The 17,192-nt window shown below is 46.6% G+C and carries 12 protein-coding genes; all 12 read right to left on the bottom strand.

Annotated features, from left to right (window positions below):
• The 12 genes from QFZ80_RS21205 to QFZ80_RS21260 all read right to left on the bottom strand — a co-directional run bounded on the left by QFZ80_RS21205 (position 1) and on the right by QFZ80_RS21260 (position 17,103).
• Entirely contained in the window at positions 1-987 is a 987-nt protein-coding gene (locus QFZ80_RS21205; protein ID WP_373460130.1) for an ABC transporter permease, read from the bottom strand.
• Between the two features lie 209 nt (positions 988-1,196).
• The gene (locus tag QFZ80_RS21210; RefSeq protein WP_307560864.1) at positions 1,197-3,509 is read right to left on the bottom strand and encodes an AraC family transcriptional regulator; all 2,313 of its coding nucleotides are present in this window, start codon (positions 3,507-3,509) and stop codon (positions 1,197-1,199) included.
• Between the two features lie 176 nt (positions 3,510-3,685).
• Entirely contained in the window at positions 3,686-4,615 is a 930-nt protein-coding gene (locus tag QFZ80_RS21215; protein ID WP_307560866.1) for an EamA family transporter, read from the bottom strand.
• Between the two features lie 236 nt (positions 4,616-4,851).
• Complete coding sequence (rbsK, locus tag QFZ80_RS21220) at positions 4,852-5,766, bottom strand: ribokinase (protein WP_307560868.1); 915 nt, start codon at positions 5,764-5,766, stop codon at positions 4,852-4,854.
• The gene (locus tag QFZ80_RS21225; RefSeq protein WP_307554423.1) at positions 5,756-6,763 is read right to left on the bottom strand and encodes a LacI family DNA-binding transcriptional regulator; all 1,008 of its coding nucleotides are present in this window, start codon (positions 6,761-6,763) and stop codon (positions 5,756-5,758) included. The genes rbsK and QFZ80_RS21225 overlap by 11 nt, the downstream gene beginning before the upstream one ends.
• A gap of 730 nt (positions 6,764-7,493) precedes the next feature.
• Complete coding sequence (locus QFZ80_RS21230) at positions 7,494-7,643, bottom strand: hypothetical protein (protein WP_307560870.1); 150 nt, start codon at positions 7,641-7,643, stop codon at positions 7,494-7,496.
• 45 nt (positions 7,644-7,688) lie between these two features.
• On the bottom strand, positions 7,689-9,872 hold the full coding sequence (locus QFZ80_RS21235) for a hypothetical protein (protein ID WP_307560872.1): 2,184 nt from the start codon (positions 9,870-9,872) through the stop codon (positions 7,689-7,691).
• Between the two features lie 101 nt (positions 9,873-9,973).
• The gene (locus QFZ80_RS21240; RefSeq protein WP_307560874.1) at positions 9,974-11,656 is read right to left on the bottom strand and encodes a type 2 periplasmic-binding domain-containing protein; all 1,683 of its coding nucleotides are present in this window, start codon (positions 11,654-11,656) and stop codon (positions 9,974-9,976) included.
• 50 nt (positions 11,657-11,706) lie between these two features.
• Positions 11,707-12,600, bottom strand: coding sequence for a carbohydrate ABC transporter permease (locus tag QFZ80_RS21245; RefSeq protein WP_307554414.1), 894 nt, complete (start codon positions 12,598-12,600; stop codon positions 11,707-11,709).
• A 53-nt stretch (positions 12,601-12,653) separates the two neighbouring features.
• Complete coding sequence (locus QFZ80_RS21250; protein ID WP_307554412.1) at positions 12,654-13,616, bottom strand: ABC transporter permease; 963 nt, start codon at positions 13,614-13,616, stop codon at positions 12,654-12,656.
• A gap of 141 nt (positions 13,617-13,757) precedes the next feature.
• Positions 13,758-15,380 carry a response regulator gene (locus tag QFZ80_RS21255; RefSeq protein WP_307554411.1) on the bottom strand — a complete coding sequence of 541 codons (1,623 nt, stop codon included), beginning with the start codon at positions 15,378-15,380 and terminating at the stop codon, positions 13,758-13,760.
• Positions 15,373-17,103: a sensor histidine kinase gene (locus tag QFZ80_RS21260; protein ID WP_307554409.1), complete on the bottom strand. Its 1,731-nt coding sequence runs from the start codon at positions 17,101-17,103 to the stop codon at positions 15,373-15,375. Before QFZ80_RS21260 ends, QFZ80_RS21255 begins: the two co-directional genes overlap by 8 nt.
• Positions 17,104-17,192 lie beyond the last annotated feature (89 nt).

Below are 17,192 nucleotides of genomic sequence, written 5' to 3' on the forward strand. Positions count from 1 at the left end.
TCAGTAGAGTCCCTCCTCTCCGAATTTTTTGGCCAAACGGTTGGACATCACAACAAGGATTAGTCCCACCACCGATTTGAAAAGTCCGGCAACCGTCGCATAACCGAACCTACCTTGCTGGATACCGACACGATACGCATAGGTATCGAAAACATCGGCCAGATGCGCGACTGGTCCACTCATCATCAAGTAAATTTGTTCAAAGCCTACGTCCATCACTTGTCCCAAGCGCAGGATGAGCAGGACGATGATCGTGCTTTTAATACCGGGAAGCGTCACATTCATCGCTTGCTGCCAACGACTTGCACCGTCGATTTGCGCAGCTTCATATAGCTCTGAGTTAATGCCAGCAAGTGCAGCAAGGAAAATGATGGTCCCCCAACCGGCTTCTTTCCAGATGCTTTGTGCTGTCAGCATACCCCAGAATAAGTTCGGTTCCGTCATGAACTCGATCTTTTGTCCACCGAACTCTACGATCAGTTGGTTGATGACACCGCTGCCTTGACCGAAGATCAGAAAGCAAATCCCAACAATGATGACCCAGGAAAGAAAGTGCGGCAAGTAAATGACCGTTTGTACGATTTTTTTGAAAGCGAGCTTACGCACCTCATTCAGCAGCAGCGCCACTACGATCGGAATCGGGAAGAAGAAAAAGATGTTCAACAGGCTGATCGCCATCGTATTTCGGAACAATTTCATAAAATCGGGGTTGTTGAAAAACTCGTTGAAGTATTTCAGTCCCACCCACTCACTGTCCCAAAAGCCTAAATAAGGGGAATAGTTTTGAAAGGCTAGCAGAAGTCCCCACAATGGGAAATATTTAAATAGCAGGAAAAATAATAATCCAGGCGCTGCCATGGCATATAGATATTTGTCACGTTTTATCGCGACGGTCCAATCTTGTACCCATGAGCCTTTTACTCGAATTGCCTTTTCCACTCCAGCTGGTGCCGCTGCCTGGAGCGGTTCCAATCGACTTTGTGACAACTTCCTCACCTCTCGTTCATGTCATTAGCATCTCGTTGCTTTGCATGAACAGATCGTACACTGATCACAGCTGTCCGGACAATGACCAATTCTTGTAGTCTATAACGTCTGAGGCAAAAAAAGAGAAACCCCGCAGCAAAGGGGTTCCTCCGAAGATTTATACGCTTTTCTTGCTTAAGAACAAGCCTGCGGAACAAAATATGTGCATGCTAATTATCGTTGTCGGCTCCCCGGTACTGACCCGGCGTTACGCCGATGTGCTTTTTGAATACGCGAATAAAGTTTTTCGTCTGGTAGCCAACTCTTTCGGCAATATCCGAAACCGACAAATCTGTCGTTCGCAGCAGCTCAATGGATTGCTCGATCCTGATCTTCGTCAAATATTCGATAAAGGAAACATCCATCGTCTTTTTAAACAGCTTGCTTAAATAATGGGAACTCAAACCGCAAATTTGCGCACATTGATCAAGCGATAAATCAAAGTGGTAATTATCCTCGATATAGCGGACGACCTTTTGGATTAATTGTTCGTGCTCCTGGTGCTGTTTGCCATGCACATAAGCAACAATCGGATCGACCATTTGCAGCTTGAACCATTCGTTCAATTCACGAATCGTACTGATCTTGCGGATTTGTCCGTAAGGATCGGCTTCCGCTTCTCCGGACAACTGCGCCGAATCGATACCCAGCAAGTACGCAGTACGAATAGCAGCCGTTAACAGCCGATAATACGACATTTGTATCAGTTCAGGCTTTTGGACGTTATCACTCATCGACTTGGCGAATTCGGCCAGCATCCGCTCCGCTTCTTCCTGATCGCCTAGCTGCAGGGAATGTTCGAAATGGGTTTCGATTTCGAGCGGATAGCGGTAATGAAGTTCGGATGCGCCGCCACCGCCCGAATGCGTAATCACCTGATTACCGCCAACGATGATGCGAGAGCGGACGGACAGAACCGCCTCTTCATAAAGTTCGGGCAGATCCGTGATACTTTCGCTCTGTCCACTCAAACCGATTGTCACTGGAAGACGCAGATAATCGGACACCTGCATTCGCAGGCGTTCCGCAAACAATTTAACCTCTGTCTGCCCCTCATCTGTCTGCTCAGGATCGCGGAACAGCCATACAGCAACCTGGTCATTCAGAAGGTTAATGGCTATTCCCTCTATGTCCTCTGATTGCAGCAGTTCACCGACAATGTTTTTCAAGGCAAAGACGATCAAATCACGGTCATTTTCCTGGAAGCGCGAGCCACTATCCTGCGGCAGGTCGCAAGAGATGACGAAGATGCTGTTTTCCCGACCGGCAGGTACGTCGTATCTGCGTAACATGCCCTCTAACTGATCCCCAGAATAGTGGAGAAACCGTCCCTGCAAAAGCTGCAGCGCAAAAATTTCACGAACTAAGGGTAATTGATCGCTCAACTGCTGCTGCAGTTGATTGGCCGTGCTGCTCAGCTCCCCCCATCGTTTGCGTACGAAGCCAACTTCATCCGTTTCCGAGTCGAGTGCTTGTCCGCCTTTCAAATGAGCCACGAGGTTCTCGATCGGCCGATAGACACGCCGTGTGCCCCATAATGTGATTAAGATGCCCAATACAAGACAAACTGCGATGATCGTCAGCGTAATCATGGCAATGCCTTTCGATTTGGCGTTCAATTCATTGACCGGCACCATGTTAATATACTGCCATTTGTTATAAGAGGAAGTAATTGGCGTCACCATGTAATCCGTACCTTGAAAAGTGAAAGTAAACCGCTGCTCAGATTGCTTTTGAGCAATAAGCTCGAATAAGCCTTCTGGAACGCTATTTCCGCTGCTTGAAGTCACGAGGTTACCCGTTGCGTTCAAGATGAACATGAGCTCGCCGCTATAACTGATGAATCGGTTCATAATGTTTTGAAAGAGTGCCTCATCGATGCGAATAAACAAAAGTCCAGTCGGATTTTTGGCTAAAAGCGGCACCTTAGATATCAGTGTTACGCCGTTTAGATGATAGCCGGGCAAATACGGGTAGGGTCCGGTGACCCATTTGATATGGTCTTCGGAGGCAAGTTCCTTCAGCAGCGCCTCGCGTTCTTTGTCTTCAGTGATTCTGCGGCCACCGTAGATAGGCGAAATTAAATAACCTTCGTCCGGTACGTAAATCGCAACATCGCTTACTTCTTTATTGCCATTTTGCAGCGCAGATAACTCTCGAGCAATGCCGGAATAAAAGCCGGTGTAGTTCGTACTTTTCAGCTCGGTCAAATTCGAGCTAAAAAAACTGCCCAGCAGCATTTGAATGGCATTGTTTTGTATACGATCCAAAGTCGAATCGATACTGGAGGACACGTTATTCAAGATACGGACATTCGATTGGTTAACTTCTTTTTGCACGATCGAAGCAGAAAACAAATAGCTTCCGAATCCAACGGCTACTACCGGAATGACAGCTGCGAATAAAGACAAGGTAACCATATTGCGAAAAATCGTTTTACGCTGAAATAAGCGCTTCCAACTATCCTCAAACCATCTACGCATAGCGAACACCTCATCAACAGATTCATGAGCATTGTAATCGGTTGCTGGAATAAAATCAACCGGAAAAGCCTATTTTGATGGGAAGTAAACACCTACCTCTTCGATCTTGCGTGAAAAAAGGCGAACACGAAATCTTTACGATTTCATGTTCACCTTTTGAGAAAAGACCAATGTGATTACGCACTTACATTCGCGCCGACAATAACGGCTGGACTCTTCTTACGCTTCATGAGCTCAGGAAGGGCTATGCCGAACATCGTGATTCCCACGCCAAGCCACTGCAGCCAGTTAACGGACTCATTCAGCACGACGTATGACATTACGACGGCAGTCGGCAGTTCAGCTGCGCTCAAGATTGTCGCTAGTCCGCCTCCAATACGCGGTACGCCAATGGCATAGAACAACGGCGGAATAACGACACCGAAGAGAGCTAACAGCAGCGCCCAAGGTAACAGCGCCTCGTGCAAAGATCCATTGATAAGAAAATGCGGTGGAAACACCAACATGACGAGAATAAATGAACCTGACAGCATAATCGCGCTTCGTGTGATCGGAGCGACTTGTTTGGCTGTTTTACCGCTAAACCAGATGAAGAGCGCATAGGTAACAGCAGCCAACAAGCCAAGTGTAACACCAATCCAGGAAACAGCTTCCTGACCCCCGCCCAAATAGCCGCTTGCCATAATGATCCCAACAAACAAGACAACAAGCGATAAAATCTTATCTTTACCAGGACGTTTGCGTTCAACGATTGCCTCCAGCAAGATGCCCATCCACGTAAATTGAAACAACAAGATAATCGCGAACGAAGCCGAAATATACTGCAGAGCCGCATAATAGAGCATTCCCGTTAAGCCGGTCGTCGTTCCTACGGCCATAAGCGAGAGTGCTTGACGCCTTGTTACTTTAAATGCACTCGAGGCTTTGGGCTGTTTAGCGGACTTCGCGGTCACGAATACCAAGCTCCATAGCATAATCACACCGAATAGGTTTTGGCTGCCGACGACATCGCCGACATTGAAGCCAGACTCATAAGCTTTCTTAACAAAAGTAGATAATAAACCGAAGCTGCATGCCCCAGCTAAAACAAATAAAATGTATTTCATGATGCCTCCCCTGTGAAAAGAAAAAAGCGGACTGTGTGCCCAGTCCGCCACGTTTCGTTATTATGCCATTATATATAAATCTTATGACGAAATCGAGTCACTTCCATTTAAACTACTATACTGAGAAAGTGTTCCAAGAAGCGCTCAGCGTCTACTTCCAAACAAACATCCATGTTAGGCTCGTGTGCAGGCTTGCTTCGCAGATCACCTATTGTACAACCTAATTATCTTATTGATTAGTTAAGTGTTTTTAAATCTTCTTGGGTGGGCATGCCAGCTTGTGCGCCGAGCTTTGTTACAGACATCGCAGACACCTTACTGGCGAAAGCTACAGCCTCTTTCAACGCATTGCCCGCGGCCAGCGCATAAGCTAGTCCTCCGTTATAGGCGTCACCAGCTCCAGTCGTATCAACAACAGGAACACGGTAAGCTGGAACTTTCACAAGTGTTTCTCCTTTACGAAGAAAGGCAGAGCCTTCCTCGCCGAGCGTTGTTATGACACAGCTCGGTCCCATTTCAAGCAGCGCTTCCATAGCTGTCTGAAGTTGATCGCCAGAAGCATCGATACCCGTAATCGTCGACAGTTCTATGCGGTTCGGCGTTATATAGTCCACGCAGTTCAGCATATCCTCCGGCAGCTTGCGTGCAGGTGCTGGATTCAGAATAACTGTCTTGCCTAACTTCTTCGCTAACTGGCAAACGGCTAAAGCCGTTTCAAGCGGAATTTCCAATTGCACGAGCACGATATCATGCTCCGCGATGACTTGCTCCACTGCTAGAATATGTTCTGGCAAACAACTTGCATTTGCCCCCGGAACGACTACAATCTGGTTGTCTGATTCGGCCAGCATGATGGAGGCGATACCTGTCGGGGTTCCCGCGATCCGAATGACGTGATCTGTGGAAATCGCATCCTGCTGAAGCGATTTAATGAGCGATTGTCCGAACATATCGTCTCCTACGGAGCCGATCATCGTCGTCTGACCGCCTAACCTCGCAGCAGCTACGGCCTGATTCGCGCCTTTACCGCCTGGTATAAAGTGGACATGCTCGCCTGTCAGTGTTTCCCCAACACGCGGAAATCGAGACGTTTCCACTACAATGTCCATATTCAAGCTCCCGATGACCACAATACGGGGTTTATTCATCATTTCTTTTCCTTTCTGTCGAACCTCTTGGTATGAGAGTCACATCGAATAGATGTGTCTGCTCATCTTGGATATCGCCTTCAATCTTTTTGATCAGTAATCTCGTTGATAGCATGCCTATATCGTAAATAGGTTGGGCAATCGTTGTAATTTCCGGTTCGACGATGAGTGTTAAATCGATGCCGTCAAATCCGACCAACGCTACTTGATCCGGCACGCGCAGCCCCGTACGCTGAAGCTTTTTTAGCGCTCCGACAGCCATCGTGTCGTTGCCGGCGAAAATACCGTCGATATCCGGATGACGCTGCATCAAATTCTCTACAGCAGCCATCCCGCCATCAACACGGAAGTAGCCGGGCTCTACTAGACTTGGTGAGTACCAAGGAAGATGCTTCACGGATTGTTCGTATCCCATGAAACGCTCTCTTCCCGTCACCGTCTCTTGCGGGCCATATATGTGGGCGATCTTCTTGCACCCCACATCCATCAGATGCTGCACAGCCATCTGGGCTCCCTCAAAATGCTTCGAGCTCACGAGTGAGCAAGAAGCATCTCGCGGCGCTCTGTCAAGCATGACAAGCGGAATTTTTTCACTTTTTAGCGCTTCGACATCATCGGAGCGAAGGTTGTAAGAGGCGAACAAAATGCCATCTACATAACGCTGCTTCAGCACCTTAATGTACGTTTGCTCCTTTTCTGCCTTATTGTCCGAGTTACACAAGATAACCGTGTACCCGTACATCCTTGCTTCATCTTCAACAGCTCTGGCCAGTTCAGCAAAGAATGGATTCGTAATATCGGGAAAGATAAGAGCGATCGTCCCTGTTTTCCTTCCCGCTAGCCCTCTCGCTATCGCGTTAGGCTCATACTGCAGCGTCTTAATCGCTTGCTCCACTCTTAGCTTGGTATCTTCGTTAACATATCCGTTTTTGTTGATATAACGGGAAATCGTCGCCACCGAAACCCCAGCCAATTTCGCGACATCTCTAATCGTTGCCACTTGTTACTACCCACTCCTAATGATGCGAGCAACCGAATTCACAAACCAATTTATGGCATGTAGGTAAACGGTTACACATATCCGATATATTCTATATCTCTATTATTATCAATCATTACGGAAAAATTCGTACCGGAACTGTTGCTATAACAAGAAATGTGTAACCGGTTACATGTTTTTGTTTTTATTATATCCTCATTCTAAAAAAAGTGTCAAGAAAAAATTAGCTGAAATGCGAATAGCCCTGGGAGTTATTTATTGGATTTCAGAAGATATTAAGGATGTACAGAGAGCCTCGTAAGTCATGCTTGCAAGGCTTTGTTGCCTTGCAAATTCGACAAAAGCAAAGAACCCTTGCGGTCATTAAACGACCACAAGAGCTCTATTTGACCAAGCCTGCAATAATTGATAAAAGGTGTTTCTCTAAAATTTTTCCCAAGCCATCCCCATACACCATTCGATAGTAATCTTGTTTATTCAGAATTCGGACACTCATGTAGAAACCTCCGTCATTTGTTATCGTGTTCATAACTTCAACATAAGATCGGTTTCTTCAAGGAGCCATGTCCATAGTTATGTTTTCAAAAGAATAAATATTAGAGGATGTCATGCGCTGTGCTTTGAACAATATCTCTTTTCTTCTAAGCAAAAAAGGCACCTCGCTATTAGCTATTAGAGCGAAATGCCTTCTCTTACATAAAAAGCTGCCGAAATACCTAGCTGCTAGGTATCAATTGTCTTGCTTTTCAACTTCCATCTCTCCGTTAAGCTGATTGGCATAATCGCGCATCAAATCAAAATCCGGATTGCTGATATCCTCCTGCATGTTGGCTTCATCTAGATGCTGCGTATTCAAATGATTCTTGTTCTCGTTGTCCATCCTGCTCTCTCCTTCCTGAGAGTAGCTTTTCCATCCTCAACCAATTTATCCCATTTGGAAAATGACTGTAACGAGTGTCCCCTCCGGCACGCCAGGATAGCGGATTAGAAGCGTTTGAGATCCATGTTCCCAGCTTCGATCTACAACTTCAAGACCATCCGCTGTAACAAGACGAGGTTCCTCTGTCAGTCGGAGTCTTGTACTAACGGTGACTCCTTCAGGCGCCTCGGAGACGAATTGAAACTTCCTATTGATGGCGGGTTCCTCGTCACGGATTCGAGATGAACTGATGATGACGGCTGAAGTCAGATCAGGAGCTGCCTCAAGGTCATAGAGTAGACTGCCCTTGCCTGGTTCGACAACCGGATTGCTCACAATAGCAAGTCTGGCATCGAAAAGGTCGATGTAGCTGCCATGAACGGTGACCACCTCATCCGTAAGTGACTCTGTCATGACACGTGTTGCGACATAGGGACCTCGACGGATTTGAAGGTAATGTTTTTCGCGCAAAGGCTCCTCATCTCCGCGCATGACTAGTGCACGCTTTACACTTTCGCGTACCCAATTCGCGCCGTCTTCGGTTTCAGCCAGTCGAGCTGGATGAACGCGGTGGACGATAACACCGCCTTGACCTACCCGGTACTCCCCATCCTCAGGACGGCGCCCCATCCCAATGGCTTCGAATAAGTGATCATCTGGTCGTTCGTATGCTTTAGCGCCTTGGTTCCACCATTCCTTGACACTGTGGTACGGGTCACTGCCGTCTCCAACATAGATCAAGCAGCCTCCTTCTCGTATCCACTGCGACAGTACTTGATGAAGACCGGCGTGCTCCGGTTTCATAAATTCATAACTGAGCAGCAGCACTCGGTAATCGTCCAAATACCCTGGGAAATGAAGCAAATTGTCCAGCTGAACCGGGCGAAGCGGTATGCCATGCTTAACAAGCGGCAGCGCTAGCCCATAGAATGCCGACCAATTCAGCATCTCTTCGTGATGCTCGGAAGGAAGAATTAATGAACTGATGGTGCCATCGTAACGAAAGTCACCCTCATCTGCCTGCAGCTCAATGTCACCCCGTTGGAACATCGCTGAGTTGGCAAGGAGGAGACCGATTCCATCCGTTTGTTCATCGGACGTGATCTCCTCATGGCGGTGCATATCACGAAGTACGTGCATAACAGTCAACAGCTCGGTCGCGTAATCGGGGGGGATCATTTCTTTCCCCTTGCCGTCTTCCTTCGGATAGGCAACCTCGAACACTCTTCGCGGCCATGGGCATATCTCGTAATTGTTTACGTAAGGATGAAGCAGAGAAGCCACAACTGTATCTTCATAATTGACCTTGTAGTCCGACCACGTATAATTCGGATTGTCCTCAATTGGATCATGTAGAAACCACATATCACGCCCTGTGCCGCGAACAAGCTCTTGCATGACACCGTACTCAAGGAATGCCGTTTCGAACGTTCGTTCCTCGCGAATGCCTTTGTATACATTACGGGTACGCGATGTCCCCGTCCATACTTGGGCAATAAACCCGTCGCAGGCTGGCATGTTGACGAGCAGCGCTTCCGGACTCACAATCCGCCACTGTGTGTAATTGATCAGACTATGTGTCGGCACATAAAAACGGATCGCACGCCCATAATGGACTTCCGCATATTCCTTCATCTGCGCACATAAGCGATCTAGCGTACGATAGTACAGATACGCTTTCAACTTGGACGCCCGGTACTGAGCATCTGGCGACTCATGAGGCGGTATCCACGGCTCCTGATAAAATATGCGCCACTCCCGTTTGAAAGCTTCGGAATACCCGCCGGCTACCCAAAACTCCGGCTCCTCCAGATGAATGGCTACGGCCCCACTGTCGATCGCTCGCTTAATGCCGGCAGCCAGGTACTCGCTAAAGGAAATCGTCGGGACCATGTAAGGCACGTCTTTGCCGTGCAGCAGGTGGTCTCCAGCGCGATTGGTCTGAGCTTCGTCCCAATGATCACGGCCATCATACTCTCCGTACAAATAGTCTTGGTATTCTCCCCATGAAACTCCTGTCATCAGGTGGATGATATAGCCCCTTTCTTTCCACCCAGCGATTCGTTCCTCCAAGTCGTCCGAGATGCCATACACCATGACAAAATCGCTGCGCAAATCGTATTTAGCCCCATACGGACGCGATTCTTGAAAACCAGTCCATTCCTTCCTATCCGATACCGGTCTCGACAAAGGTAATCCCTCCTCTAGGAGTTCCCACTCGGCCGAACAAGAACGGGAGAGTCATATTACCTCTCCCGTCGTTCGCCACCAGAGCGGCCTCTTGTTAAGTTTTAGTTTGGCATTTGAAGTTTTACTACTTCTTTGCCTTTTAGATTATCATTCGTGAATTTCATCGCTTCGCGATAGCCTGTTTTTACCAGCTGCCCACGTAAATCATTGATGATTTTGAGTGCCGCCTCATCGGATTTGGCAAATATCGCTTCCTTCCAAACGTCACCGGTTTTATCCATGGATGGCTTAAGCGATTCCCATTGAGGGGCCTTCGCAATGACGTCCCAAGGATTATAGGCGGTGATGACTTTAATGCCGTTCGGGCGTAAAATTTTACGTGCTTTCTCAAGAGCTGCCATGCGATTCTGATCGGCCCAGATGTCCCCATTACCTTTGGAATTCGTACGGTCCAGACCCGTCATATTTTCATAGCCGACGCCGATCCCTTCGTTCTTTTTCAACTTCCCGGTTTTGTCATTCACAAACTTATCAAACCATTCCTTTTTCGCTGTCGGTTTACCGTTCTGCATATCCCAATGAACACCTTGAACGCCGTAACGAGTAAGCATGAAACCTTCATCAGAAGCTAAGAAATCCAACAAGCGCAGTGCCGCATCCACATCCTTTGCTTGCTTGGTAATGACGGTCACATTGTTGCCTTGGACGCCAAGATCGGCCGGACGATTGGCCTCGGCGCCAGCTCTTTCAAGTGGACCTACAGGTACATAATCGCTGCCCGGGTGCGACTGGACGTAGTCCTTAGAGGCATCAAGAATAGCAGGATAGTGAGCTGCGAGGACGGCTACGCGGCCTTGCTTCACTTTCTCATTAGCGATAGGATCCGTCTGCGTAAACGCTTCGGAATCGAGCAGCCCTTGGGAAATCAGCTTTCGATAATATAACGTGTAGTCTTCATATTCTTTCGTAAAGAAATTATTCTCTAGAGCGCCGTCCCCTTTATCCAGGAAGCCAGACCCCATGAACATCTTATCTCCGATATTAACAGCCCAACCGTTATGAAAGCCGCCGAGCGGAATGACAGGTTGACCGCTTTCTTTGAGCCCTGCATCTTTGATCTTCTTCAAGAAATTGTAAAAATCATCCTTTGTTTTGACGGACTGCGGATCGACACCTATTTTCTCAGCAATGTCCTTGCGTACATAGAAGCCGTACAACCAGTCCATGGCATCCTTATCCGTTGCGGGGTGATTTTGATATAGCAAATATTTTTTGCCTCCGTAGGCATCAATAGCTTTTTCATAGAGAGCAGGCGGTACATTTTCCTTGGCAATTTCTTTGGCTAAGTTAGGATAATTGGCCAGCTTGCCTGAGAGATCAACCAGTTGGCCCTCTTTTGCAGCCTTGACGATGCCATCCAACTCACCGCCCCACGCCGGTCCCGTATATATATCTGGCAGGTCTTGCGTTGCGAAGATCGTGTTGACTTTCTCCACTTCGCTTCCTTTGGTATATTCCATTTGAACCGTTACCCCGGTTTTCTCCTTGATCACTTTGGCAACGGCGTTCATGTCGCTTTCAGAACCGTTAGAACCATTCCAGTTGTTCAAAATTTTAAGTGTGACTTCTTTTTTAGTGTCCGTTTTCGCGGTTGCACTTGGACTTGTGCTTGAATTTCCACTTGGGCTTGCAGACGTTTCTTCCTTCTGGGTACAACCAATTAAACCACCTGCAAGCGTTAATGCTAATACGACGGAAGTACTTCTAGACCATTTCTTTTTCATAAGAACCCTCCTTCATTTTTATATGATAAGCCCCCCAAAATCGAGGACAGCTAACCCTTAACGGATCCTAGCAAGACACCCTTGACAAAATACTTCTGCAGGAATGGGTAGATACACAAAATCGGGAAGACGGTGATAACCAGGAGCGCCATCCGTAACGATTCGGGCGTTGAACCGGCTGGATTCACGCTAATCGTTTGGCCTCCTTGCTGAGCTGCCCGCTGCATCGAATTCGAGAGCGCTTCCGCTTCTGTCAGCATTTGCTGCAGCAGTGTTTGAACAGGCACAAGATTTTTGTTGGATACGTAGTAAGCCCCAGAGAACCAATCGTTCCAATGCGAGACACCGATGAACAAACTAATCGTCGCTAACACTGGACCTGATAAGGGCAGGATTATTTTCAAGAAAATCGTGAAATCGCCATAGCCGTCAATCCGTGCCGATTCGTCCAGCTCTTCCGGTATTCCCTGCAGGAACGTCCGGATGATGACGATATGCATGAAGTTGAATAGCATCGGAATGATAAACACCCAGAAAGAGTTGATCAAATGAAGCTTTTGCAGTGTGATGAAGTAAGGAATGAAACCCGCGCTGAAAATCGTAGGCAAAAAGATATAGAATGTGAAAAATGTTCTTCCCGGCAATGTTTTCTTTGCCAATGCGTAAGCCATAAGGGTACACAAAAGCACGTGTAGAAATGTGCCGAGAATCGTGCGAAGCAGTGTAATTTTGTAAGCTTGCCAGATACGAGGATTGTCGAACACCTGCACGTAGTTATCTAATGTAAACTGCCGAGGCCAGAAATATAGCGCACCCTGCATGGAGTCCTTTCCATCGTTAAGTGAGTATACGAGAATGTAAATGAACGGGTAGATCATCGAGAAACCGATCAGCGCCAAGATGATATAATTTAGTGTGCTGAACAAGGAAAAATTGCGCTTCATCTCATCACTTCCTTAGCGTCTTCGTGAGTAAACTTTCTTCGTAAGCGTTTGCTTTAAAAAAGGGACACATCGCTGTATTTCTTGGCGATTCGGTTGACAACTAGAATCATCACCAGGCCTATAATGCTTTGGAACAAACCAACAGCAGCCGCATAGCTTAGTCGGCCTCCACTAATACCGGAAGTGATGACATGCACGTCGAGGACACTCCCTATTCGAGCTGTTGCAGGCCCATTCAAAAGAAGCAGCTGTTCGTACCCGGCGCTCATCAAGCCGCCGACGGAGAGAATAAAGAGGATCACAGCAATGTTGCGAATGCCGGGGAGCGTGACATGCCACATTTGCCGAAACCGATTCGCGCCGTCAATCTTCGCCGCTTCGTACAATTGCTGATCAATCCCGGCTATTGCCGCCATGTAGATGATGGAGTTCCAGCCAATATTTTTCCAAACATCAGACCCCAATATCATGGGATAAAACCATGTGGTGTTGTAAAGGAATTGAATGCGCTCCATGCCAAGTAAGGCAATCAGGTCATTCATAGGTCCTCCATATGGAGTTAGGAGGCGCTGCATCAGCGTCACGACTACGACCCAAGATACGAAGTAAGGTAAGTAGGAAAGGGTTTGAACAACTTTCTTGAATTTCACTCTGCGAACTTCATTCAAAAGAATCGCGAGAATAATCGGCATAGGGAAACCAATGAGAAGCTTTGACAAACTGATCACAATGGTGTTACGTATGAGCTCTGTTGATTGATAATAATCGAAGAATTGGCGAAAGTATTTCAAGCCGGCCCAAGGACTTCCTGAGAAGCCGCCGGTGAATGTAAAATTACGAAACGCCACTTGAATTCCGTATAGGGGAACGTAAGAAAAAATGAAGAACCAAATGATGCCTGGCAGCATGAATAAGTAAAATACTTTATGCTGCCAGATGCGTTTCCATAGCAAACGCTTGAATGACATCGGTTTTCGGGGCTGAATTTGAGTCATAGAATTTGTCAGTGATTCCATTGTAAGCGTTTTACCTCCTTATAGGACTTATTCATAGGTTTCATTTGATATATTTATCATATCATCCATGTATACCTACTCGTAAGTCCAAATATTTATGATCAGGTATCACTTTCTTTGGAATTATCACTTTTTTTATTGTCAAGTCATCTTGAGTCTTTCCCTGAATTGGGTTGGCGTCATCGCGTAGTAATCTTTGAATACCTTTGTAAAATAACGGTAACTCTGATACCCGACCTCATCCCCAACTTGAGCTACGGTTAAGGCCGTTCGTTCAAGCAGTTCCAAGCTCTTCTCCATACGAAGGCGAACGAGAAAATCTACGAAGTTATAACCCTTCTCTTGCTTAAATATGGTGCTGAAATAAGAAGCGCTGATGCCCACATATTCAGCAACCTCCTGAAGAGAAATATCCCTAGACAGCTTGATCTTCATGTACTCAATGCCTTTGGAGACTGGTGACAGGTATAGAGCTTCGATGGCGATCGATTGCAGCATAAACTGAATCAACTCTTTTGCCTTCTCGGTAAGCTCAACGTACGTTTCCTGACAACGGATCTCCTCTATAAACATTTCCATAACTTCGCTCGTCACAGGAAGAGATTTAACTTCCCTGAGCTGACGAAACAGATTAACGAGCATCTCACCCACAATGAAACGTATGGAATCCTCCGATTCCCCGCTGCTGCACAAATTCCGCAGAAATTCGTTAAAGAGTCCATAACCCCCTTGTTCGTCGCCTTGTTTAAAGGCAATGATGAGCCTCTTTTCAAGCTCAGTCGGATAGAAGCCCTCGTTTTGTCCTTGCGATGAAGGATGAAATGGATTGACAGACCCTTTACCCGTGAAAAATTTATGCCTAAGTGCCTTGAAAGCTTGATCATAGGCCTCGGGAACATTGGAAATACCCTCGAACCGTTGACTGCATCCTACTGAAAGTTGAACATTAAATAACCGCAAATATTTGTTTAAGCTCTCTTGGAAAGCATGGCCCACTAGAAGTCCTTTGTTATCGACCGCTCTTTCTAAGCCGGCTTCAAGGAGGAACACGTAACGGTTCGGCGGCATCAACACAGAATCAACCGCTCCGTAACTGTGAGAGATTTCCTCCAAAATATTATGAACGATAAAGCGGCATAGTTTCTGATCTTCATCGTTGTAATTATCGGTGAACTTGGCGTAATCATCGAATTCCGCGACAAGCATAAGAAATGAGCCATTCAGTATGTCTAATTGAGCATCAAATTGATTGAACCACCGCTCTGGAGAGATCAGGATGTCTTTACGCGTCAGCCAGCGTTCATAGATTTGCGCTTTTTCAAGCAATGCCTTCTCCTTCTGCATTTGATTGGCATATAGGATTTTCGTCAACTGCAAATGACGCTCATCCAGTCTACGCGCGATTGTTTCGAATACTTCTGTTAATTGCTCTTTGGTCACAGGCTTCAGCAAGTAATCGCGCACGCCAAGCTTAATGGCCTGCTGTGCATAATCGAATTCCCCGAAACCGCTAAGAATGACAATTTCCACAGGTTCACCCGGCAGTGATCGGATACGCTCCGTTAGTTCCAAACCATCCATGTAGGGCATCCGGATATCGGTCATCACCACGTCCACTTCAGGACGTTCCTTCAGGATTTCCCATGCTTGCTGCCCATCCTCCACAATCGCAATGACTTCAAAACCATTTTGCTCCCAATTAATAACCTTAGTGAACCACTTGCGAGTTGATAATTCGTCTTCCACAATAAGCAGCTTATACATGTTCAACCCCCTCAAGCACTGGCAGCGTTAATACAACTTCCGTTCCTTTCCCGGGTTCGGACTTCATTGACATGCCATACTCACTGCCGAAATACATCCGAATTCGACTGTTCACGTTGTATAACCCGATGCCCTTGCTGGGCGAATGATCACTTAGCAAAGTCTCTACTTGAGACTTCGACATCCCCACGCCATTATCACGAACGGTCACGACAACAGCCTGTTCTGAGAGCTCACCTATTACGGTTACAGAGCCTCCCGCCATTCCCTTCAGCCCATGCTGGATCGCATTTTCTAGGAGAGGCTGAAGAATAATTTTCAAGGTATAGAGACTTGGTATCTGCGGATCTATTTGCCATTCAATCGTATGCCGAGCACCGAAACGGATTTCTAGAATCTTCAAATAACATTTGGCGTGATCAATTTCTTGTTCGAAACGGATGGTGTTACTTCCCTTGGATACCGATATTCGAAAAAGGTCCGCTAGTGCGACGACCATGCCAATGGCGGTCTGCTTCTCGTCCATGTCAATCTCGTTCTTGATTGCATCCAATGTATTGTACAGGAAATGAGGATTAATCTGTGCTTGTAAAAAATTGAGCTCCATTTCCCTTCTTTCCAGTTTTTCCACATAGTTTTGGTGAATGAGATCTCGTAAATTATCGAGCATGTTATCAAAATTACGATCTAATTCATCGATCTCATCGCCTTTAACACGGACTCTGCGGCTCGTAGAGAGCACCCCCCTGCCTACCCGGGATACTTTGGCGTGGAGACGTCGGATCCCGCGGGTCAGTTGACGAGTTATAAGCAAGGTCAGAAAAGAGAAAATAATCATACAAATGATACTAACTGTCAATATGGTTTGCCGAATTTCATTCACTTTGGATTGAATGGACGCTTTGGGCACAAGAAGGTACATCGTCCAGTCAACATTCTGGAGCTTGCGGTACCACATGACATAGTCGGTTCCCTGAATATGTAGGTTCAGCTCGGATTCGGAGCTTCGATCCTCACTGGTCCGTTCGACAATTTCCTGTGGAAGCGGTTTGCCAAGTTGATCGGTGTCAGGGTTAAACATGATGGTTCCCTTACTGTCTGCAATGATTAAGCTTCCACTTGCGTCAGCTTTGTTGCCCAACGTTTCCTGCACATACGTCACGGATGGGATCTGGATCGTTAGCTTTATATAACCAATTTTCTTGAACTCCCCGATGCTGTAAATCGGCCGCACCAACGCGTAATAATATTTACCGTCATAATGTTCAAGTATCCAAAACTTCGAGTCCGGTATCTCCTTCAAGCCGAGAACCCTTCGAAGCCTATCCTCTGGAAAAAGATATACACCATCGGACATGACATCCGGTGATGTGGAGAAAAATTCGATGCTCTCGACATCGGTCGCCTGATAGGCTTGGATAAACCGGACCGCACGAGAGATTTCCCGGTTCATGATAATAACGCCTTTTTCCCTGTACACTTCAGGTTCCGAAAGTACGTTTTGAACGGACTCCGACACCGTTAAATTGTCAAGAATGCTTTCATAGAATCGGATATTGTAGTAAATACCGTTGTTGGATTGGACTAATATCTTTTGATAAGAATCAGATACGTACCGGATAATGAGGTCTGACATTTGATTAAGGAAGTAATTCGTTAACCCTACAATCGGAAGTAGAATGGTCAGCAAATATACGATCATTAATTTTTTGTGTAACTTCATGCATGTCTGTCCCCCTTCGTTTAAGCAAGCATAATCTCTTCATTTCCCTAAGGGGACAGACATTTCCTTTATAGTAAAATTAACAAATG

Origin of the sequence: Paenibacillus sp. V4I7, assembly GCF_030817275.1 — a bacterium.
GTDB lineage: Bacteria > Bacillota > Bacilli > Paenibacillales > NBRC-103111 > Paenibacillus_E.

Excerpts from the sequence above, each read along its gene's own strand:
- QFZ80_RS21210 (WP_307560864.1), bottom strand. The coding sequence starts at position 3,509 with ATGCGTAGATGGTTTGAGGATAGTTGGAAGCGCTTATTTCAGCGTAAA.
- QFZ80_RS21215 (WP_307560866.1), bottom strand. The coding sequence starts at position 4,615 with ATGAAATACATTTTATTTGTTTTAGCTGGGGCATGCAGCTTCGGTTTA.
- rbsK (WP_307560868.1), bottom strand. The coding sequence starts at position 5,766 with ATGATGAATAAACCCCGTATTGTGGTCATCGGGAGCTTGAATATGGAC.
- QFZ80_RS21230 (WP_307560870.1), bottom strand. The coding sequence starts at position 7,643 with ATGGACAACGAGAACAAGAATCATTTGAATACGCAGCATCTAGATGAA.
- QFZ80_RS21240 (WP_307560874.1), bottom strand. The coding sequence starts at position 11,656 with ATGAAAAAGAAATGGTCTAGAAGTACTTCCGTCGTATTAGCATTAACG.
- QFZ80_RS21245 (WP_307554414.1), bottom strand. The coding sequence starts at position 12,600 with ATGAAGCGCAATTTTTCCTTGTTCAGCACACTAAATTATATCATCTTG.
- QFZ80_RS21250 (WP_307554412.1), bottom strand. The coding sequence starts at position 13,616 with ATGGAATCACTGACAAATTCTATGACTCAAATTCAGCCCCGAAAACCG.
- QFZ80_RS21255 (WP_307554411.1), bottom strand. The coding sequence starts at position 15,380 with ATGTATAAGCTGCTTATTGTGGAAGACGAATTATCAACTCGCAAGTGG.
- QFZ80_RS21260 (WP_307554409.1), bottom strand. The coding sequence starts at position 17,103 with ATGAAGTTACACAAAAAATTAATGATCGTATATTTGCTGACCATTCTA.